Consider the following 16,868-nt stretch of genomic DNA (forward strand, 5'->3'; position numbering starts at 1 on the left):
TATAGGCCGGAAAGGTGAAGGGCGAGAATCCCTCGCTCGACCGGGGCGATCATGGAGGCCGAATGGAGGTTCGATCAAACCCGCCATCGCCGCCTTGCGTGTCTGGTTTCAATATGTAGAGTATGTGGCAAATAATGGGACTGGCGCAGAAGCCGGACCACATCCAGGAAACGCACCATGAGACACGCCCTCGCCGCCTCGGTCCTGACCCTCGTTCTGGCCGCCGGTCTCGCCGTCGGTGCGGCCCAGGCCGAGGTCATTCGCGCCAACACCCCGGCGGTGGGCCTGACCATCGACCGGATCGGCGCCCTGCCGGATGCGGAGCGCGGCGCCTGGGCGGACTATCTGGCCCGGTCGCAGGCAGCCCAACAGGCGGAACGCGCGGCCCTCGCCGCCGAACTGCCGGCCGGCGCGACCCCTCCCCCGCCGCCGTTGGCCATTCGCGGCAACAGCTCGCACATGCCGTTGGATCGCCCCGCGGCCTGGTACGGCACGGCCGAAGCCCGCGCCGTCGCCGACGCCATCGTCACCTTCCAGACCCCCTCCGGCGGTTGGAGCAAGAACCAGGACCGCAGCCTCGCCCGCCTGCCGGGCCAACGCTTCTCGAACGACGCCGAGACGATGGAGCAGAACCCGGCCAACTTCGACGCGCCAGCCGACCGGTTCTGGACCTTCGTCGGCACCCTGGACAACAACTCGACCTGGACCGAGATGCGCTATCTGGCCAAGGTCGCGGCCCGCTCGCCCGGCCGTCAGGGCGACGCCTGGCGCGCCAGCGTGATCAAGGGCGTCAACTATCTGTTGAACGCGCAATATCCGAACGGCGGCTGGCCCCAGATCTGGCCGCTGGAAGGCGGCTTCCACGATTCCATCACCTTCAACGACAATGCCGTGGCCGAGGCGGCCATGATCCTGCGCGACGTGTCCAAGGGCGCGGAAGGCTTCGACTTCGTCCCCGCCGAACTGAAGGTCCGCGCCGGCGAGGCGACCAGGAAGGCCATCGACGTCACCCTGGCCGCCCAGGTCAGACAAAAAGACGAGAGTGGGGGCGACCGCCTGCTGGGCTGGCCGCAACAGGTCGAGCCGATGCGCCTGGTCCCGACCAGCGCCCGCAACTACGAACCCCGCTCGATCGCCAGCGGCGAAACCACCGACATCCTGCTGTTCCTGATGGGCGAAGCCGATCCGTCGCCCCAGGTCCAGGCCGCCATCCGAGGCGGCGTCGCCTGGCTGGAGGCGAACCGCACCTATGACAAGTCGTTCGAAATGACCGACGACGGCCGCAAGCTGATCGACAAGCCGGGCGCCGGCCCGATCTGGTCGCGCAACTACGACCTGGTCACCGGCCGCCCGATCTTCGGCGACAAGGACCAGACCATCCACGACGACGTCAACGGCATCTCCGTCGGCCGCCGCAACGGCTATTCCTGGTGGCTCGCCCAGCCCCAAACGGCGCTGGACGCCTATGCGACGTGGTCGGCGGCGAATCCTTAGAAGACCAGAGGGTTGAGGACTTGCACTCTGCCACGTGATGCATGATCTTCGACCTATGTCGAAGTCTCCTTCTACGCATGGCGCAAAGATCGTACGCAGTGCGTCTTCTGGACGCTACGTGACTGTGGGGCGGACGTCGGACGGGGTGGCGGTTCTGCAGCCGTCCAAGCCGTCGAACCATTTCACGGCGCGCGAGGCGCGGGGCGCTATTATCGCTCGCATCGAGACGGCAAACCGCAAGTAATGGCGTCTCTCGCTCGGGACGTTTTCATCAACTGCCCGTTCGATCCTGCCTATCAAATCATGTTCCGGGCGATCGTCTTCGCCATCACCAGATCAGGCTTTCGCGCACGCTGTGCGCTTGAGGTCGATGACGCGAGCCAGAACCGCTGGTCGTCGATTTCGGACATCGTCGATCAGTGCCGCTATGGCATCCACGACATCTCGCGTACCGAGCCTGACGGAGATCCGCCGCTGCCGCGGTTCAACATGCCGCTTGAGTTGGGGATGTTCCTAGGTGCGAAGCGCTTCGGCGACGAGGTCCAAAAGCGTAAGCGCTGTCTTGTCATGGATACGGAGCGCTACCGATACCAGCGCTTCATGTCAGACTTGGCAGGACAGGACATCCATGCGCACGGCAATGATCCGACGGCCTGTATCGAAGCCGTCGCGACTTGGCTGAGGGTGCAAAGCCGATCAAAAACGGTGCCGGGCGGCCGCGCCATGGCTCGGGAGTTTGAAAGCTTTGAGGCTCAGTTGCCGGATCTTTGCCTGGGGCTTCAGCTTGAAATCGATGAGATGACCTTCCGTGATCTCACCACCTTGGCTTCCGAATATATAGCCGCGACGCTCTGAGGCGCGTCTTCACCCCGCCTGCTTCTCGTCCGGCCGCAAGGTCAACACCCGCACCCCGTCCCTGGTCACCGCAACCGTGTGTTCGAACTGGGCCGACAGTTTTCCGTCGTCGGTGACCACGGTCCAGCCGTCGTCCTCGGTGTGGACCGTGCGGACGCCCTGGTTCAGCATCGGTTCGATGGTGAAGGTCATGCCTTCGCGCAGGGTCGCGCCGGTCCCGGCCTTGCCGAAATGCAGCACCTGCGGGTCTTCGTGCATCTCGCGCCCGATGCCGTGGCCGCAATAGTCGCGCACCACCGAATAGCCGGCTTTCCTGGCGTGTTTCTCGATGGCGAAACCGATGTCGCCCAGCTTGGCGCCGGGCCGCACGGCCTGGATCCCTTTCCACATCGCCTCATAGGTGGTGCGCACAAGCCGGCGCGCCTGCGGCCCCACCGATCCGATCAGATAGGTCTTGGAAGAATCGGCGATGAAGCCGTCCTTCTCCAGCGTGATGTCCAGGTTGACGATGTCGCCGCCCTTCAGGATTTCATCAGCGGTCGGCACGCCGTGACAGACGACCTGATTGATCGAACTGTTCAGCACGAAGCCATAGCCGTACTGGCCCTTGCTGGCCGGCCGCGCCTTCAGCGCATCGACGATGAAGGCCTCGACCCGGTCGTTGATCTCCAGCGTGCTCAACCCCTCCAGCATCATCGCGTCCAGATGGGTGAAGACGCAGGCCAGCAACCGCCCGGCCTCGGCCATCAGCTCGATCTCGGCCGGCGTCTTGATCACGCGGCGGCGTCCGTCAGCACTGGTGAATCCACGCCCGCCGCCCTCAGCTCGCGCGCCACCAGTTCCTGAAACGTCACGCCCGGATGGGTCTCGCACAACATGCCGATCCTGATCCAGAACGCCGCCTGGGCGTTGATGGAGCGATAGGACGCCTTCGCGGCTCGACGCAGCTGCTCGTGCAGTTCGTCTTCGATGTTGACGATGCCCATCTCGGTCTCGCGATATATGAAACGTATGCGTAATATATATTTTGAACTGAACGGAGAGGCAAGAAAGCACGTCCTCCTTTCGTCATCCTCCGGGCCGCGCAGCGGAACCAGCGGCGCGCGTGAGCGCGAACCTGTCGCGGGCTCGCCTTCCAACATGTTGCGGCGACACATCGCCTTTGGCGCCGCTGGGTCCCCCGGTCTGCGCCGCGAGCGGCTTGCCGGAGGATGACGAAAAGGGGGCTGTCCATCGCAATGACGCTGGTCTGAAATCAATGATTTCAACGGACTACCGATTTCTTGACGCCTCCACCATCCCCTGTTTCCACCACGCCTATAATCCTCGCGACCGCACTCACGTTGACGAGGAGCCCCCCGATTTCAGACGAATTAGACGAATTAGACGGTGTTTTTCTCGCCCGCCGTCTGAAACCGCTCCGCACCCTATTCGCGAATGCGGATGACGTTCGCCTCCGCCCCCGCTAAAGCCATCCCATGACCGACACGCCGAAAAAGGGCTGGTTCCAGCGCCTGTCCGCTGGGCTCTCGCGCTCCTCCAAACAGATGACCGATCAGGTCGTCGCCACCTTCGTCAAGGAGCCCCTGTCCGAGGCCTCGCTGGAGCAGCTGGAAGAGCATCTGCTGGAAAGCGATCTTGGCCCCGCCGCCTCGGCCCGCATCGTCGAACGCTTCCGCAGCCTGAAGTTCGGCAAGGACGCCCAGGAGCATGAGGTCAAGGAGGCGCTGGCCGAAGCCGTCGCCGCCGAACTGGCGCCGCGCCAGGCGACCTTCGATCCGCTGAACGGTCCCAAACCCTATGTCGTCCTGTTCGTCGGGGTGAACGGCTCGGGCAAGACCACGACCCTGGGCAAGATCGCCGCCGATTTGACGGCCAAGGGCGCCAAGGTCATGATCGTCGCCGGCGACACCTTCCGCGCCGCCGCCCGCGAACAGCTCAAGGTCTGGTCCGACCGGGCCGGCGCCCATTTCGAGAGCCGCCGCGACGGCGCCGACGCCGCCGGCCTGGCCTTCGACGCCTATACCAAGGCCAAGGCCGAGGGCTTCGACGTGGTCCTGATCGATACCGCCGGCCGGCTTCAGAACAAGTCCGCCCTGATGGACGAACTGCTCAAGATCGTGCGGGTGCTCAAGAAGATCGATCCCGAGGCGCCGCACGACACGCTTCTGGTGCTGGACGCCACGGTGGGCAGGAACGCCCTGGCCCAGGAACAGATCTTCGGCCGCACCGCCTTCGTCACCGGCATCGTCATGACCAAGCTGGACGGCACGGCGCGGGGCGGGGTTCTGGTGCCGGTGGCCCAGGCGTCCGACGCCCCCCTGATGCTGATCGGCGTGGGCGAGGGGGTCGATGACCTGCAACCGTTCGACGCCCGCGCCTTCTCCCGCTCGCTGGTGGGACTGGAAGACTGACATGACTGACGCCGCCCCGACCCCCGAAAAGAAGAACCGTCAGTGGATCCGCCAGGTCGTCGACTTCGGCGCCCTGGCCGCCTTCATGATCAGCTATTTCGTCACCCGTGACATGATCCTGGCGACCTGGGTGCTGGTCGGCGCCTCGGCCGTGGCCCTGGCGGTCGGGTTCGCCATCGAGCGGCGGTTCGCGCCCCTGCCGCTGATCACCGGCCTGTTCGCCCTGGTGTTCGGTCTGCTGACGATCTTCACCCACGACGACCTGTTCATCAAACTGAAGCTGACAGTCCAGAACGGCCTGCTGGCGGCGGTGCTGCTGGGCTCGATCCCGCTTAAGAAATATCCGTTCAAGGCCCTGCTGGGTTCGGCGATCAAGGTCAACGACGCCGCCTGGCGCACCCTGACCCTGCGTTACGGCCTCTATTTCCTGACGGTCGCCATCCTGAACGAGGTGTTCCGCAGCCCGCAGGCCGTGACCGCCCTCTGGCACGCCATGGGCCGCGACACGCCCAATCCCAACGACGTCTGGACCGGCTTCCGGGGCGTGCTGTGGATCGCCGCCTCGGTGTTCGGCCTGTCCCAGGTGCCGCTGATCATGCGGAACATGACCAAGGACGAGGAGCCGGGCCCGATCTCGCCCGATCCCGGGCTTTAGGTCCGTCGGCGGAACTGTCACGGAACCGACGCGCTTTTCCCGTCAAATCGTAAAGCATAGCTGATACGTGTTCGGACGAAACTTAAGGGGAGCGGTGCGATGGTGAAGGCTGGAAAAGCGGCAAGGAAGGTCGGGCCGTTGGCGACCTCGCCCAGCCACCTGATGCACCGCGCTCTGCAACTGGCGCTCGACATCTATGCCGAAGAGACCGGCTCCGACGGCCTGACTCAGCGCCAGTTCGCGGTTTTGGAGGCGGTGTCGATCAAGGCCGGCCTGACCCAGACCGAACTGGTCCGCATGACGGGCATCGACCGCTCGACCCTGGCCGACCTGGTCACCCGCATGACGGCCAAAGGCCTGCTGGAGCGGGAACGTTCGACACTGGACGCCCGCGCCAAGGCGGTTCGTCTTTCCACGGAAGGGGCCGCCCGTCTGGAGGCCGCCCGTCCGCTGGTCGAGGCCGCCGACAAGCGGATCATGGCCCTGCTGCCCAAGGGCCAACGCGAAACCTTCCTGGCTCAGCTGGCCGAGCTGGCCGCCGCCGCCGACGCCGCCCCCGACGCCGCCAAGGCCGAAGCCAAGGCCGCCAAGAAGGCGCTGAAGGCGGTCGAGAAAGAAGCCAAGAAGGCCGAGAAAGCCGCCAAGAAGGCCGACCGCCCGACCAAGCCCGCCAAGGTCAAGAAGCCCAAGCTCAAGGTCGTCGAGACGGCGTGAGGCAGGGCGCTCATCCAGACCTTCCTCGCAGTGATGAGCAGGGTCCGCTTTAGGCGGGCCATTGCATCTGATACGGTTTCGCCAGCGTGAGGATTTGGCCGATGACGTGGTGGAAGCGGCTGTTTAGACGGAACGGTAAGGCCGCACTGGATGGGACCGAATTTCGGACCGTGTCCGTCCTCTATAGTGAGGATGGAAAACGCGCAGCCGCCGTTAGAGAGTTTTCGAACGGCCAGACCTACCTTCTCGAAAGTGAGTGGGTCGAGGGGACGAAGTTTGCGGAGCGACATTCGGGTCAGATGGTGGGACCGTTCCAAACTCCTGCTCACGCGGAACGGTTCATCGTAGCCACACCGTGGTTCACGGGCCAGTCGGCCTAAAGTCCGCCTTCCACCCTTTTCAGACCATAGGCATGTCCGCTTGCGGCGCCCGCGCTTAGTTTTGCCTGCAGGAACTAGCTCTTCTTGCGCAGCCGCTTCGCGTTGGCCGTCGCCGTCTTGTGGATCGGGGCCAGGGCTTCCGCCTGGGCTTTCATCAGTTCGCCGTTCAGGGTCATGGCCTGAGCCGCCGCCCGGCTCCACCAGCCCATCGCATAGCTGAACTGCGCCTCGGCCGCCTTGGCTGGGGTGCGCGCCTGGGTGACCGCCGCCGCAGCCCGCAGGGCATGCGCGCCCTCGTCCATCGCCGCCCGTCCCAGCCGCTGGCCGATGGCCCCGGCGCTGGCGGCCATGGCGTCGGCCGAGGCGGACAGGGCCTCGGTCTTCTCCGAACTCATCAGCGACAGCTCCTTGAGGTCCTGCCCCTTGGCGCTGGTCAGGCCCTGGGCCATCAGGCCGGTGCGGGCCGCGATCACTTCGGCCGATGCGGCCAGAATCTCGGCGCTGACGGCGGCTGCATTGGCGGCTGTGGGGGTCTTGCGGGTCAGTGAGGACCTCCAGGTTGGGTCTCTGCGGCGAAGGCCGCGATGTCGCTCAATAGGGCGGGGATCGCCGCGTCGATGATCTGCTGGCCCTTCTCGGGACTGGCCTGGGCCGGGTCCGAGCCGATACGGCCGTCGGGGAAGCGGGCGCGATAGTCCAGGGCGTCGCGGATCGGGCCGTTGGGTGCGATCTTGGGCGAATACTCAGCCGTCTTGATCCGCTCGGGATAGGCGGCCTGCGTCACCGCGATCTCGGATGGGGTGGCGTGCATCCCGTGGCCGGTGGGGAACAGGCGGTTGCACAACCCATGCACGCCCGGCAGATCCCACCAGTTCTTCAGCTTCAGGATAAAGGGCGGCTGATCCTCGACGAAGCTCCACTCGGAATAGATCTCCGAGATGGTCGCCTCGATGGTGGCGACATTGCCGCCATGCCCGTTCAGGAAATAGATCCGCTCAAACCCGTGCCGGTTCAGCGACGAGACCCAGTCCGTGATCGCGGCCATGAAGGTCGAAGGACGCAGGGATATGGTGCCGGCGAAGGCCAGGTGATGCTGGGCCATGCCGATGTTGAAGGTCGGGGCCACGATCAGGCCGCCGTCGGTCTTCTCGGCCGCATGGGCGATGATCTCGGGACACAGCCAGTCGGTGCCCAGAAGGCCCGTCGGTCCGTGCTGCTCGTTGGAGCCGATGGGCACGACGACCGTCTTCGACAGCGGACCGCCGTCGTTCAGCCGCGCGTCGATCTCGGGCCAGGACGACAGATGGATCAGCATGGCGACACTCTCAGGCTAGGAAAACACCAGCGCTTCTAACGCGGCGGGGTCAAGAAGTCTTCGCCACGGACGGACGTGGAGCATGGGCGACGACGAAGATGCGCGCCGCCTCCTTCGCCCGCGCCGCCCGCTTCTCGGGCGCCAGTTGCGGCACGTCCAGCATGGCGCGCAGATGGCCGTGGCCCAGCACCAGGCCGGCGAACATCTCGGCCGCCTCGTCTGGGTCGGCGACGGTCAGCCGCCCCAGCCGCGTCTGTTCCGCCAGCCACAGCGCCACCTCCTTCAGGCTGCGACGCGGCCCGGCCTCATAGATGGCGTGGGCGATCTCGGGCGCCTCGACTGAGACCAGGGCCACGCCGCGCATCGAACCGACCTTGTCGGCGCTGCACACCCGGTTCAGCAGGGTCAGGGCCAGGGTCTCCAGCACCGTCTGTGGATCGCCGGCGCCGCGCAACGGGGCGATGATGTCCTCCACCCGCTTCGACGCCAGGGCCTGGGCGATCTCCAGCTTCGAGGCGAAGCGGTTGTAGACCGTCTGCTTGGAGACGCCGGCCAGTTTGGCGATCTCGTCCATCTTGGCCTGCAGCCCCTTGTCGGCGAACAGGGTCGCGGCGGCGTCCAGGATCGCCTCGCTCTTTCTTTCGTCCACCTGCCCGCGACGGCGCGCCATCAGTGAACGTCCGAGGGCGGCGCGCCCGCCTGGGCCTTCACCGGCTGGGCCGCCAGGGTGACGAAGGCCGCGCCGGCGCACAGGATGCCCAACAGGGCGAAGGCGTCGCCGAACGCCATCGTCGTCGCCTGCCGTTGCAGAATGCCATAGACGGCCTTCATCGCCGAAGCGGCCGGGTCGATGGAGCCGGAGAACCGCAACGCCATTCCCGCCAGCATCTGCCGCATCGCCTGGTCCCCTTCACTGATCGCGCTGGTCAGTTCGGCCATGTGCAAGGCGGTGTTGGTGGTCAGGCTGGTGTTCAGGATCGCCAGGCCGAAGGCGCCGCCGACGTTGCGCGCCAGGTTCACCAGGCCCGAGGCGTTCTTGACCATGTGCGGCGGCAGGGTCGCCATCGTCACCTGCTGCGAGGCGATCATGGCCAGCATCACACCCACGCCCCGGAAGGCCTGGATCGAGGCGAACTCCCAGAAGCCCCAGTTCTGGGTGACCACGCGGGCTTCCCACATGCCCCAGGCGCACAGCATGAATCCGCCGAACATCAGGATGCGCGCATCCATCTTGCGCACCAGTCGCCCGGCGAACGGGGCGGTGGCGAACATGGCCAGACCCGACACGACCATGGTGGTGCCGACCTCTGACGAGGAATAGTGCAGCACCCGGCCCAGGAACAACGGCAACAGGAAGGTGCCGCCGAACAGGGCGAAACCGACGATGAAGGTCATGATGAAACCGACCAGGAAGTTGCGGTTGCCGAACGCGCGCAGCTCAACGATCGGCTGGCGATAGGTCAGCGACCGCCAGATGAAGACCGGCCCGGCCACCGCCGCGACCACCGCCAGCAGCAGGATGTGAGTGTCGTCGAACCAGTCGTTCTTGGCTCCTTCCTCCAGCACGAACTGCATCGACATCAGGAAGGCGGCCATGAAGCCCAGGCCCAACCAGTCGAACCCCTTGGCCAGTGTCGGATCGCCCTTGTCGAAGTTGCCGTAGCGACCGACCAGGAACAGCACCACCAGCCCTGGGCCCACATTGATGAAGAACAGCCAGCGCCAGCTCAGCCACTCGGTCAGGTGTCCGCCCAGGGTCGGGCCGACGGTCGGGGCCAGGGTGACGATCAGGCCCATGACCACGCTGGCGGTGACCCGCTTGTCCGGTGGGAAGGCGGTGAAGGCGACGGCGAAGACGGTCGGGATCATGGCCCCGCCGACGAAGCCCTGTATGGCCCGGAACAGGATCATCATGTCGATCGACGACGACAGGCCCGTGGCGATGCTCATCAGCACGAAACCCGCGCACGAGGCCAGGAACAGCCGCTGCGTCCCCCACAGGCGCGACAGGAAGCCCGACAGCGGGATCATGACCACTTCGGGGATCAGATAGGCCGTCTGAATCCAGCTGATCTCGTCGGCCGAGGCGCCGACGCCGGCCTGGATCTGGGGCAGGGAGGCGGCGACGATCTGGATGTCCAGAATGGCCATGAACTGGCCCACGACCATCCCGGCGAAGCCGAGCAGCAGCATGGTCCAGTTGATCTCGGGATGGCCGGCGACGGGGCCCTTGGGCGCGGCAGGGGCCCCGCCGGCTGCGGCGGGGACGGCGGCGGTCACTGGCCCGCGGCCCCGATCGCGGCCTCGGCGAAGCTCTGGCCGCCCTGGCTCTCCAGGTCGATCTTGACGTCCACCGACAGGCCGGGACGCAGCGCCAGGCTCCGGTCGGCGCCGCTGACCACGATCCGCACGGGCACGCGCTGGGTGATCTTGGTGAAGTTGCCGGTGGCGTTCTCGACCGGGATCAGGGCGAACTCGGAGCCGGTGGCGGGAGCGAAGCTGTCGACGCGCCCCTCGATCTTGCGGCCGGGGAAGGCGTCGGCCGAGATCTCGACTGTCTGGCCCAGACGCACCTTGTCCAGCTGCGTCTCCTTGAAGTTGGCGACGATATAGGTCCGGGTCAGGGGCACGATGGACAACAACTGGGTACCGGCGTTGACATACTGGCCGGCGCGGACGCTGCGGGCGCCGACGACGCCGGCGGCGGGCGCGCGGATGACGGTGCGTTCCAGGGCGATGCGGGCCTGATCGACGACGGCGCGGGCCTGTTCGACGGCGGCGACGCTCTGCTGACGGGTCGAGCCCAGCACGCCCGCCGTGCGTTGTTCGGCGACCAGGGCGGCCTGGGCCTGCTGCACCCCGGCCGAAGCGGTGGCGGCAGAGGCGCGCTCGGTCTGGATGCGCTGCTGCGAGACCCAGCCCTGTTCAGCCAGCTTGCCGTAGCGATCGACCTCGGCGCGGGCCAGACCGGCCTGGGCGTTGGCCTGGGTCACGGCGGCGGCGCGGGCGGCGATGGTCGCCTGTTCCTGCTCGGCCTGGGCGTCGACATGGCCGACGGCGGCGATGGCGGCGGCCAGATTGGCCTCGGCCTGGGCCAGTTCGGCCTTTTGGTCGGCATCATCCAGCTTGACCAGGATCTGACCCGCCTCGACCTTCTGATTGTCGCCGACCAGAACCTCGGTCACGCGGCCGGACAGTTGCGGGCTGATCAGGGTGGTGTCCGCCTTGACGAAGGCGTTGTCGGTGCTCTCCCATCGCTGGCCGTTCACCCACCAGAAGACGCCGCCCACGATCAGGGCGAGGCCGACGATGACCGCCGCGAACAGCGGCAGGCGTTTCTTGAGTTCAGGCGACATGGGACATCCGGGGAGGGTGCGACGTTTTGAAGCGGCGCTAAAATGGACCCCGCCGTCCAAAAATCAATGTCCCATCGTGCGAATGTTTGAACGCTTCCACGGCGACGGGGGATTTCGTGTATCTTTCCCGCTGCATGACCGATCTCCCCAAGGCCTCGAATCCCCTTCCGTCACAGGTCGATGTCGTCGTGATCGGCGCGGGCGCTGCCGGGATCGCCGCCGCGCGTCGCCTGATGCGGCCGGACTTGTCCCTTCTGATCCTTGAAGCCCGCGAGCGGATCGGCGGGCGCGCCTGGACGGTTCGGGCCGAGGGCGAGGGGTTGGACATGGGCTGCGGCTGGCTGCACTCGGCCGACGACAATGTCCTGGCGGGCCGCGTCGAGGCCGAGGGGCTGACGCTGGACCAGACCCCGCCGCCCTGGCGCACCCAGGCCTTCGACCACGAGATGACCCGCGCGGATCAGGCCGCGTTCGGCGAGGCCTTCGCCGCCTTCGATCAGCGCGTCACCGAGGCGGCCGCGCGGGGCGAGGACCGGCCGGCCGCCGACTTCTTTGATCCCGACAACCGCTGGAACGCGAGGATGGACGCCATCTCAGGCGCCCTGAACGGCGCGCGCTTCGCCGAGGTCTCCAGCCTGGATTACGACGCCTATGGCGACACCGGCGTGAACTGGCGGGTGCGCGAGGGCTATGGTCGCCTGATCGCGCGGCTGGGCGAGGCTGTGTCTGACATGGTCGTGCTGGACTGCGCCGTGCGTCGGATCGACCGCTCCGGCCCCCTGCTGCGGCTGGAGACCAGCCGGGGTGAACTGACCGCGCGGATCGTGATCCTGACCGTGCCCAACAGCCTGATCGCCAGCGAGACCGTCCGCATCGACCCGCCCGTTCCGGCCCTGCTGGAGGCGACGGCGGGCGTGCCGCTGGGCCTGGCGTCCAAGGTGCATATGACGGTGCGCGGCGCGGGCGATTTCCAACCCGACACCCAGCTTTGGACCCGAACCGATACGGCGGAGACCGGCGGCTATCACCTGCGGCCGTTCGGACGGTCGATGATCGAGGCCTATTTCGGCGCCGACCTGGCTTGGGGGCTGGAGGCGCAAGGGCCGGCCGCCCTGTTCGACTTCGCCCTGTCCGAACTGGTCGCGGCCCTGGGTTCGGACATGCGCAGACGGCTGGAGGCGGTCGCGGTCAGCGGATGGGGCGTCGATCCCTGGTCGCGCGGCGCCTATTCCCACGCCCTGCCGGGCCATGCGGCGGACCGGGCGAAGCTGCGTGTCTCAGTCGAGGACCGCATCTTCCTGGCCGGCGAAGCCACCGCGCCCGTTTATTACGGCACGGCGCACGGCGCCTGGATGGAGGGTCGTCGGGCGGCGGACGCGGCCCTGACGGCCCTGGGTCTTGACCCGCGACGCAACGACGGCGACAGCGAGGAATGAAGCCCGCCAAGGCCAAGAAACCGGCTGCGAAACCTGCCGCCAAACGCCCGTCCATCATGACCGGCGCGTCCATTCCCGTGCTGCGCTGGCCGCCCGACGAGGACCGGGTCGAGACCATCTTCGAACGCCTTGCCGGCGTCATGCCCGACCCCAAGACCGAGCTGAACTTCTCAAATCCCTACACCCTGGTCGTCGCCGTCGCCCTGTCGGCCCAGGCCACGGACGTCTCGGTCAACAAGGCGACCGATCGACTGTTCAAGGTCGCGGACACGCCAGAGACGATGCTGGCTTTGGGCGAGGAGGGGCTGGTCCCCTACATCGCTTCCATCGGCCTTTATCGCGGCAAGGCCCGGAACGTCATCGCCCTGAGCCGCATCGTGCTGGAACAGCATGGGGGCGAGGTTCCTCTGAACCGCGCCGACCTTCAGGCCCTGCCCGGCGTGGGGCGAAAGACAGCCTCGGTGGTGCTGAACGAACTCGGCATTGAGGCGGCCATCGCGGTGGACACCCATGTCTTTCGCGTCTCGCACCGGCTGGGCCTGGCCAATGCAAACACGCCGGACAAGGTCGAGGCCCAGTTGTTCAAGGTCGTGCCGGAGGAGTGGCTGCCCAAGGCGCACCACTGGCTGATCCTGCACGGCCGCTACACCTGCACGGCGAAGAAGCCCAAATGCCTGTCGTGCCTCATCGCCGACCTGTGCCCCTCGCGGGCCGGTCTGCTGGCGTTGGGCGAGGCGGGCTAGGATCGTTCGGGCGCGCCCGGGCCGTGGGCCAGCTTGTCCGCCAGGGCGTCCAGCACTCTTAGGGCGGCAGCCATGTCGTCTGCGGATATGCCTTCGAACACCCGTTGACGCATGGCGGCGGCATGGACCTCGAACGCTTCCAAAGCGACGCGTCCGGGCGGTTCCATGGCGATGAGCCAGGAACGTCCGTCGCCCATCATGCGACGGCGACTGACCATGCCATCCCGTTCCAGCCTCTGGACCAGCCGGGTCAGGGAGGCGCCGGACAGCTCCATCCTGCTCGATAGTTCCGAAAGCGTAAGACCCTTGGGCTGATCGACGAGATAGTAGAGCACGAGGGTCGGGGCGCCCGTATGCCCGGCGTCTCGAAAAATATCTGCAACCCAAGATTTCCATCGTCGTGCGGTCAACATGACCTGCATGGCGACCTTCAGCTGCAGTGTCTCGCGTGAAATAGCCGGCGAGATGGGTCTGGTATGTGGCAACGCAACCTCATCGGCCGTCTACGGCGTGTTGGTCCTGATCCAGGCTTATGACGCGACAATAATAATCGTCTAGATTGAGTCTTAGCGTGCTAACTATACCGCCATCGCTCCTAAACTAGATTGTGTCATTTAAGGACAATATCCAGCGGGGTCCAGCCATGCAATTTTTCAGTAAACCGAAAGACGACAGTAATCTGATGGAGCTGCGCAGCATGTTGGCTGCGGTCGAGCGTTCTCAGGCGGTCATTCAGTTCGACCTGGATGGCACGGTCCGGGAGGCGAACCCCAACTTCCTGTCGGTCGTCGGTTATGATCTCGGCGAGATCGTCGGTCGGCACCACCGAATGTTCGTGGATCCCGCAGAAGCCCAGACACCGGCCTATGCCGAGTTCTGGCGTCGGCTCAACGCGGGCGAGTTCGTCGCCGAAAAGTTCATCCGCTACGGCAAGGGCGGGCGTCGGGTGGTGATCGAGGCCAGCTACAATCCCATTCTCGATCCTCAGGGCCGCCCCTACAAGGTCGTGAAGTTCGCCATGGACGTCACCGCCGTAGAGGAAGAGCGCGAACGGCGCGCCGAGGCCGAACGTCAGGCCGCCCAGATTCAGGCCGCCGTCGTCGAAGGCACGGCTCGCGGGCTGTCGGCCATGGCGGAAGGCGACCTGTCCTATCGGATTGAGGAAGACTTCCCCGGCGAATACGCCGTCCTGCGCGAGAACTTCAACCAGGCGATGGGTGCGTTGGACGAGGCCGTCGGCGTGATCGGCGTCAACGCCGGATCGATGCAGTCGGGCGCCCACGAGATCAGCAGCGCCGCCGAAGATCTGTCGCGCCGCACCGAACAACAGGCCGCCAGTCTGGAAGAGACAGCCGCCGCCCTCGATGAAATCACCGCAACCGTCCGCAAGACGGCCGAGAACGCCCAGGCCGCGGACGGCGTGGTCACGCAAAGTCGGACCCAGGCCGAGACCGGCGGCGTGGTTGTCCAGAAGGCCGTGGCCGCCATGGGCGAGATCGAACGCTCGTCCAATGAAATCGGCCAGATCATCGGCGTCATCGACGAGATCGCCTTCCAGACCAACCTGTTGGCTCTTAACGCCGGGGTCGAGGCCGCCCGTGCGGGCGAGGCCGGTCGCGGTTTTGCGGTCGTGGCGTCGGAAGTCCGGGCTCTGGCCCAGCGCTCGGCGGAATCTGCCAAGGAGATCAAGACGCTGATCTCGGCCAGCAGCAGCCAGGTCAAGGACGGCGTGGTTCTGGTGCGGCAGTCTGGCGAGGCCCTGACCGGCATCGCCGGCCGGATCGAGGAAATCACCACCCTGATGAGCGAAATCCGCGCCTCGACCCAGGAACAGGCGGTCGGCCTGGCCGAGGTCAACACCGCCGTAAACCAGATGGATCAGGTCACCCAACAGAACGCCGCCATGGTCGAACAGTCCACGGCCGCCAGCCTGAGCCTGAGCCGCGAAGCCGCCGAACTGGCTGAACTGGTCGGACGGTTCGAGACCAGCCAGGTCGCCGCTCAAGCGCCGACGCCGATCCGAAAGGCCCAAGCTAGGATCGAGAGCTTCGCCCGCGCCCAGGCTGCGCCCGCTCGGACACGCATGGCCGTCGGCGGCGGTCGCGCCGCTGCGGTCCAATCCGACTGGGAGGAATTTTAATGCCTAACCGCGCCCCCGGACAGCGTGAACTGGTCGGCTTTCGCGTCGGCGAACAGGCCTTCTGCATCGACATCACCTCGGTGCTGGAAATCCGCGGCTGGACGGCGACCACGCCGCTGCCGGGCGCCCCGGCCTATATGAAGGGCGTGGTCAATCTGCGCGGCAGCGTGTTGCCGATCATCGATCTGGCCTCGCGGCTGGGCCTGCCGTCGACCGAGCCGTCCGCCCGCCACGCCATCGTGGTCGTGCGCTGTGGCGAGCGCACCGTCGGCCTGCTGGTCGAGGGCGTGTCGGACATCATGCAACTGGACGACGCGGCGCGTCAGGATCCGCCGAACATGGGCGAGGCCCAGGGCCATGGTGTCGTGTCAGGCGTGTTCGCGGTCGACAGCAACCTGATCAGCCTGCTTGATCTGGACAATCTGCTGCCCCCGATCCGCGAGGCGGCTTAAGGCTCCAGCAGCGCTTTCACGGCCTGGGCGAAACCGGCGCCGTTCGCCGGGTCGTGGTCCAGGTAGAAGTCCGGCTCGATCAGTTCGGCCTCCATCAAGACCCAGGCCCCGGCCTCATCGCGGGCCAGGTCGATGCGGGCGTACAGCAGCGGCTCGTCGATGGCCGCCAGCACCTGATGCGCCAGGGCCATCGCCTCGGCGTCCGGCGTGACGGTCGTATAAAGGCCGCCGAACTGCATCTGGATGCGGAAGTCGCCGGGCATAGGGCGCTTGTTGACCGCATGGCTGAACCGGCCGCCGAAGAACAGCAGCGAGGTCTCGCCCTCGGTCTCGATGGACTTCAGATAGGGCTGGATCATCGCCGCCCCCTCGGGCGCCTCGGTCAGAGGCTGGCCGGGCGTCAGCCGCAGGGTGCGAAACGCCCCGGCCGACACCGTCGGCTTGACGATCAGCACCGGCGCTCCTGTCTCGGCGAAGGCGGAGTCCACCTGATCCTGGGTCACGCCGTCGGTCCAACGTGTGGGCGGAATGGGCACGCCCTTGTCCGCCAGTCGCGCCAGATAGGCCTTGTCCGAGTTCCAGCGCAGAACCTCGGCCGGATTGGCCACCGGCAGTCCCGCCTGGGTCCAGATCTCGCAGGCCTTCAGCCAGCGCTCATGATCGCGATGATACCCCCAGGCGATGACCGGCAGGATCAGGTCGTAGGCCGCCAGACCGGAGGCGTCCTCGACATGGTCGGTCCAGGGCGTGGCGAGGACGATCGCGCCCGTGCTCTCCAGCGTCGCCTTCAGCCGCTCCAGCACCTCGGGCCAGCGGCCGATATAGGAGCGGTCGGACGGATCGGGGATCAGGACGGCGATCTGGGTCATGCCATCCTCATACCGAAGCGACGCACGGCATATAAGGGCTTCCTT

The 16,868-nt window shown here is 66.3% G+C and carries 18 protein-coding genes; 9 read left to right on the forward strand and 9 right to left on the reverse strand.

The window, feature by feature from the left end; all coding sequences use genetic code 11:
- The first annotated feature begins 177 nt into the window (after positions 1-177).
- A complete protein-coding gene (gene pelA / locus AC3ISA_RS08410) occupies positions 178-1,494 on the forward strand; it encodes a pectate lyase (RefSeq protein ID WP_489177521.1) in 1,317 nt (438 codons plus the stop codon).
- Between the two features lie 243 nt (positions 1,495-1,737).
- Positions 1,738-2,349 carry a hypothetical protein gene (locus AC3ISA_RS08415; RefSeq protein WP_489177522.1) on the forward strand — a complete coding sequence of 204 codons (612 nt, stop codon included), beginning with the start codon at positions 1,738-1,740 and terminating at the stop codon, positions 2,347-2,349.
- A gap of 9 nt (positions 2,350-2,358) precedes the next feature.
- On the opposite strand, the gene map is transcribed toward AC3ISA_RS08415, so the two are convergent.
- On the reverse strand, positions 2,359-3,126 hold the full coding sequence (gene map, locus AC3ISA_RS08420; protein WP_489177523.1) for a type I methionyl aminopeptidase: 768 nt from the start codon (positions 3,124-3,126) through the stop codon (positions 2,359-2,361).
- Entirely contained in the window at positions 3,123-3,335 is a 213-nt protein-coding gene (locus tag AC3ISA_RS08425) for a ParD-like family protein (RefSeq protein ID WP_372691386.1), read from the reverse strand. Before AC3ISA_RS08425 ends, map begins: the two co-directional genes overlap by 4 nt.
- A 492-nt stretch (positions 3,336-3,827) precedes the next feature.
- On the opposite strand from AC3ISA_RS08425, the gene ftsY reads away from it, so the two are divergent.
- The 3 genes from ftsY to AC3ISA_RS08440 all read left to right on the forward strand — a co-directional run bounded on the left by ftsY (position 3,828) and on the right by AC3ISA_RS08440 (position 6,132).
- Positions 3,828-4,763 (forward strand): signal recognition particle-docking protein FtsY, encoded by a 936-nt coding sequence (ftsY, locus tag AC3ISA_RS08430; protein ID WP_489177524.1) that lies wholly within the window; start codon positions 3,828-3,830, stop codon positions 4,761-4,763.
- A 1-nt stretch (position 4,764) separates the two neighbouring features.
- Positions 4,765-5,418, forward strand: coding sequence for an inner membrane-spanning protein YciB (locus AC3ISA_RS08435; RefSeq protein ID WP_489177525.1), 654 nt, complete (start codon positions 4,765-4,767; stop codon positions 5,416-5,418).
- Positions 5,419-5,517: 99 nt separating this feature from the next.
- Positions 5,518-6,132, forward strand: a complete 615-nt coding sequence (locus AC3ISA_RS08440) for a MarR family winged helix-turn-helix transcriptional regulator (RefSeq protein ID WP_489177526.1) — start codon at positions 5,518-5,520, stop codon at positions 6,130-6,132.
- A 454-nt stretch (positions 6,133-6,586) separates the two neighbouring features.
- Here AC3ISA_RS08440 and AC3ISA_RS08445 read toward each other — a convergent pair whose 3' ends face one another.
- The 5 genes from AC3ISA_RS08445 to AC3ISA_RS08465 all read right to left on the reverse strand — a co-directional run bounded on the left by AC3ISA_RS08445 (position 6,587) and on the right by AC3ISA_RS08465 (position 11,183).
- Positions 6,587-6,985: a phasin family protein gene (locus AC3ISA_RS08445; RefSeq protein WP_489177527.1), complete on the reverse strand. Its 399-nt coding sequence runs from the start codon at positions 6,983-6,985 to the stop codon at positions 6,587-6,589.
- 68 nt (positions 6,986-7,053) lie between these two features.
- Positions 7,054-7,827 carry a creatininase family protein gene (locus tag AC3ISA_RS08450; RefSeq protein WP_489177528.1) on the reverse strand — a complete coding sequence of 258 codons (774 nt, stop codon included), beginning with the start codon at positions 7,825-7,827 and terminating at the stop codon, positions 7,054-7,056.
- A 49-nt stretch (positions 7,828-7,876) separates the two neighbouring features.
- The gene (locus AC3ISA_RS08455; protein ID WP_489177529.1) at positions 7,877-8,497 is read right to left on the reverse strand and encodes a TetR/AcrR family transcriptional regulator; all 621 of its coding nucleotides are present in this window, start codon (positions 8,495-8,497) and stop codon (positions 7,877-7,879) included.
- Positions 8,497-10,107, reverse strand: coding sequence for a DHA2 family efflux MFS transporter permease subunit (locus AC3ISA_RS08460; protein WP_489177530.1), 1,611 nt, complete (start codon positions 10,105-10,107; stop codon positions 8,497-8,499). The genes AC3ISA_RS08455 and AC3ISA_RS08460 overlap by 1 nt, the downstream gene beginning before the upstream one ends.
- Positions 10,104-11,183, reverse strand: coding sequence for an HlyD family secretion protein (locus AC3ISA_RS08465; RefSeq protein ID WP_489177531.1), 1,080 nt, complete (start codon positions 11,181-11,183; stop codon positions 10,104-10,106). Before AC3ISA_RS08465 ends, AC3ISA_RS08460 begins: the two co-directional genes overlap by 4 nt.
- 134 nt (positions 11,184-11,317) lie before the next feature.
- Between AC3ISA_RS08465 and AC3ISA_RS08470 the strand changes: the two genes are divergently transcribed.
- A complete protein-coding gene (locus AC3ISA_RS08470) occupies positions 11,318-12,619 on the forward strand; it encodes a flavin monoamine oxidase family protein (RefSeq protein ID WP_489177532.1) in 1,302 nt (433 codons plus the stop codon).
- Positions 12,616-13,362 carry an endonuclease III gene (nth, locus tag AC3ISA_RS08475; RefSeq protein WP_489177533.1) on the forward strand — a complete coding sequence of 249 codons (747 nt, stop codon included), beginning with the start codon at positions 12,616-12,618 and terminating at the stop codon, positions 13,360-13,362. Before AC3ISA_RS08470 ends, nth begins: the two co-directional genes overlap by 4 nt.
- On the opposite strand, the gene AC3ISA_RS08480 is transcribed toward nth, so the two are convergent.
- Positions 13,359-13,784, reverse strand: coding sequence for a MarR family winged helix-turn-helix transcriptional regulator (locus AC3ISA_RS08480; protein WP_489177534.1), 426 nt, complete (start codon positions 13,782-13,784; stop codon positions 13,359-13,361). The two genes, nth and AC3ISA_RS08480, sit on opposite strands and share 4 nt — an antisense overlap.
- 221 nt (positions 13,785-14,005) lie before the next feature.
- On the opposite strand from AC3ISA_RS08480, the gene AC3ISA_RS08485 reads away from it, so the two are divergent.
- Together AC3ISA_RS08485 and AC3ISA_RS08490 are read left to right on the forward strand one after the other, a co-directional pair.
- Positions 14,006-15,502 (forward strand): methyl-accepting chemotaxis protein, encoded by a 1,497-nt coding sequence (locus tag AC3ISA_RS08485; protein WP_489177535.1) that lies wholly within the window; start codon positions 14,006-14,008, stop codon positions 15,500-15,502.
- The gene (locus AC3ISA_RS08490; RefSeq protein WP_489177536.1) at positions 15,502-15,954 is read left to right on the forward strand and encodes a chemotaxis protein CheW; all 453 of its coding nucleotides are present in this window, start codon (positions 15,502-15,504) and stop codon (positions 15,952-15,954) included. Before AC3ISA_RS08485 ends, AC3ISA_RS08490 begins: the two co-directional genes overlap by 1 nt.
- Here the strand turns inward: AC3ISA_RS08490 and AC3ISA_RS08495 are convergent.
- Positions 15,951-16,823: an ATP-grasp domain-containing protein gene (locus AC3ISA_RS08495; RefSeq protein WP_489177537.1), complete on the reverse strand. Its 873-nt coding sequence runs from the start codon at positions 16,821-16,823 to the stop codon at positions 15,951-15,953. The two genes, AC3ISA_RS08490 and AC3ISA_RS08495, sit on opposite strands and share 4 nt — an antisense overlap.
- Between the last annotated feature and the right edge of the window lie 45 nt (positions 16,824-16,868).

The organism is Brevundimonas sp. KH_058 (genome assembly GCF_057838505.1).

Coding starts and splice junctions, on each gene's coding strand:
- AC3ISA_RS08425 (WP_372691386.1), bottom strand. CDS start 3,335: ATGGGCATCGTCAACATCGAAGACGAACTGCACGAGCAGCTGCGTCGA.
- AC3ISA_RS08435 (WP_489177525.1), top strand. CDS start 4,765: ATGACTGACGCCGCCCCGACCCCCGAAAAGAAGAACCGTCAGTGGATC.
- pelA (WP_489177521.1), top strand. CDS start 178: ATGAGACACGCCCTCGCCGCCTCGGTCCTGACCCTCGTTCTGGCCGCC.
- AC3ISA_RS08440 (WP_489177526.1), top strand. CDS start 5,518: ATGGTGAAGGCTGGAAAAGCGGCAAGGAAGGTCGGGCCGTTGGCGACC.
- AC3ISA_RS08450 (WP_489177528.1), bottom strand. CDS start 7,827: ATGCTGATCCATCTGTCGTCCTGGCCCGAGATCGACGCGCGGCTGAAC.
- nth (WP_489177533.1), top strand. CDS start 12,616: ATGAAGCCCGCCAAGGCCAAGAAACCGGCTGCGAAACCTGCCGCCAAA.
- AC3ISA_RS08465 (WP_489177531.1), bottom strand. CDS start 11,183: ATGTCGCCTGAACTCAAGAAACGCCTGCCGCTGTTCGCGGCGGTCATC.
- ftsY (WP_489177524.1), top strand. CDS start 3,828: ATGACCGACACGCCGAAAAAGGGCTGGTTCCAGCGCCTGTCCGCTGGG.
- AC3ISA_RS08455 (WP_489177529.1), bottom strand. CDS start 8,497: ATGGCGCGCCGTCGCGGGCAGGTGGACGAAAGAAAGAGCGAGGCGATC.
- AC3ISA_RS08470 (WP_489177532.1), top strand. CDS start 11,318: ATGACCGATCTCCCCAAGGCCTCGAATCCCCTTCCGTCACAGGTCGAT.
- AC3ISA_RS08480 (WP_489177534.1), bottom strand. CDS start 13,784: ATGCAGGTCATGTTGACCGCACGACGATGGAAATCTTGGGTTGCAGAT.
- AC3ISA_RS08490 (WP_489177536.1), top strand. CDS start 15,502: ATGCCTAACCGCGCCCCCGGACAGCGTGAACTGGTCGGCTTTCGCGTC.
- AC3ISA_RS08485 (WP_489177535.1), top strand. CDS start 14,006: ATGCAATTTTTCAGTAAACCGAAAGACGACAGTAATCTGATGGAGCTG.
- AC3ISA_RS08415 (WP_489177522.1), top strand. CDS start 1,738: ATGGCGTCTCTCGCTCGGGACGTTTTCATCAACTGCCCGTTCGATCCT.
- AC3ISA_RS08495 (WP_489177537.1), bottom strand. CDS start 16,823: ATGACCCAGATCGCCGTCCTGATCCCCGATCCGTCCGACCGCTCCTAT.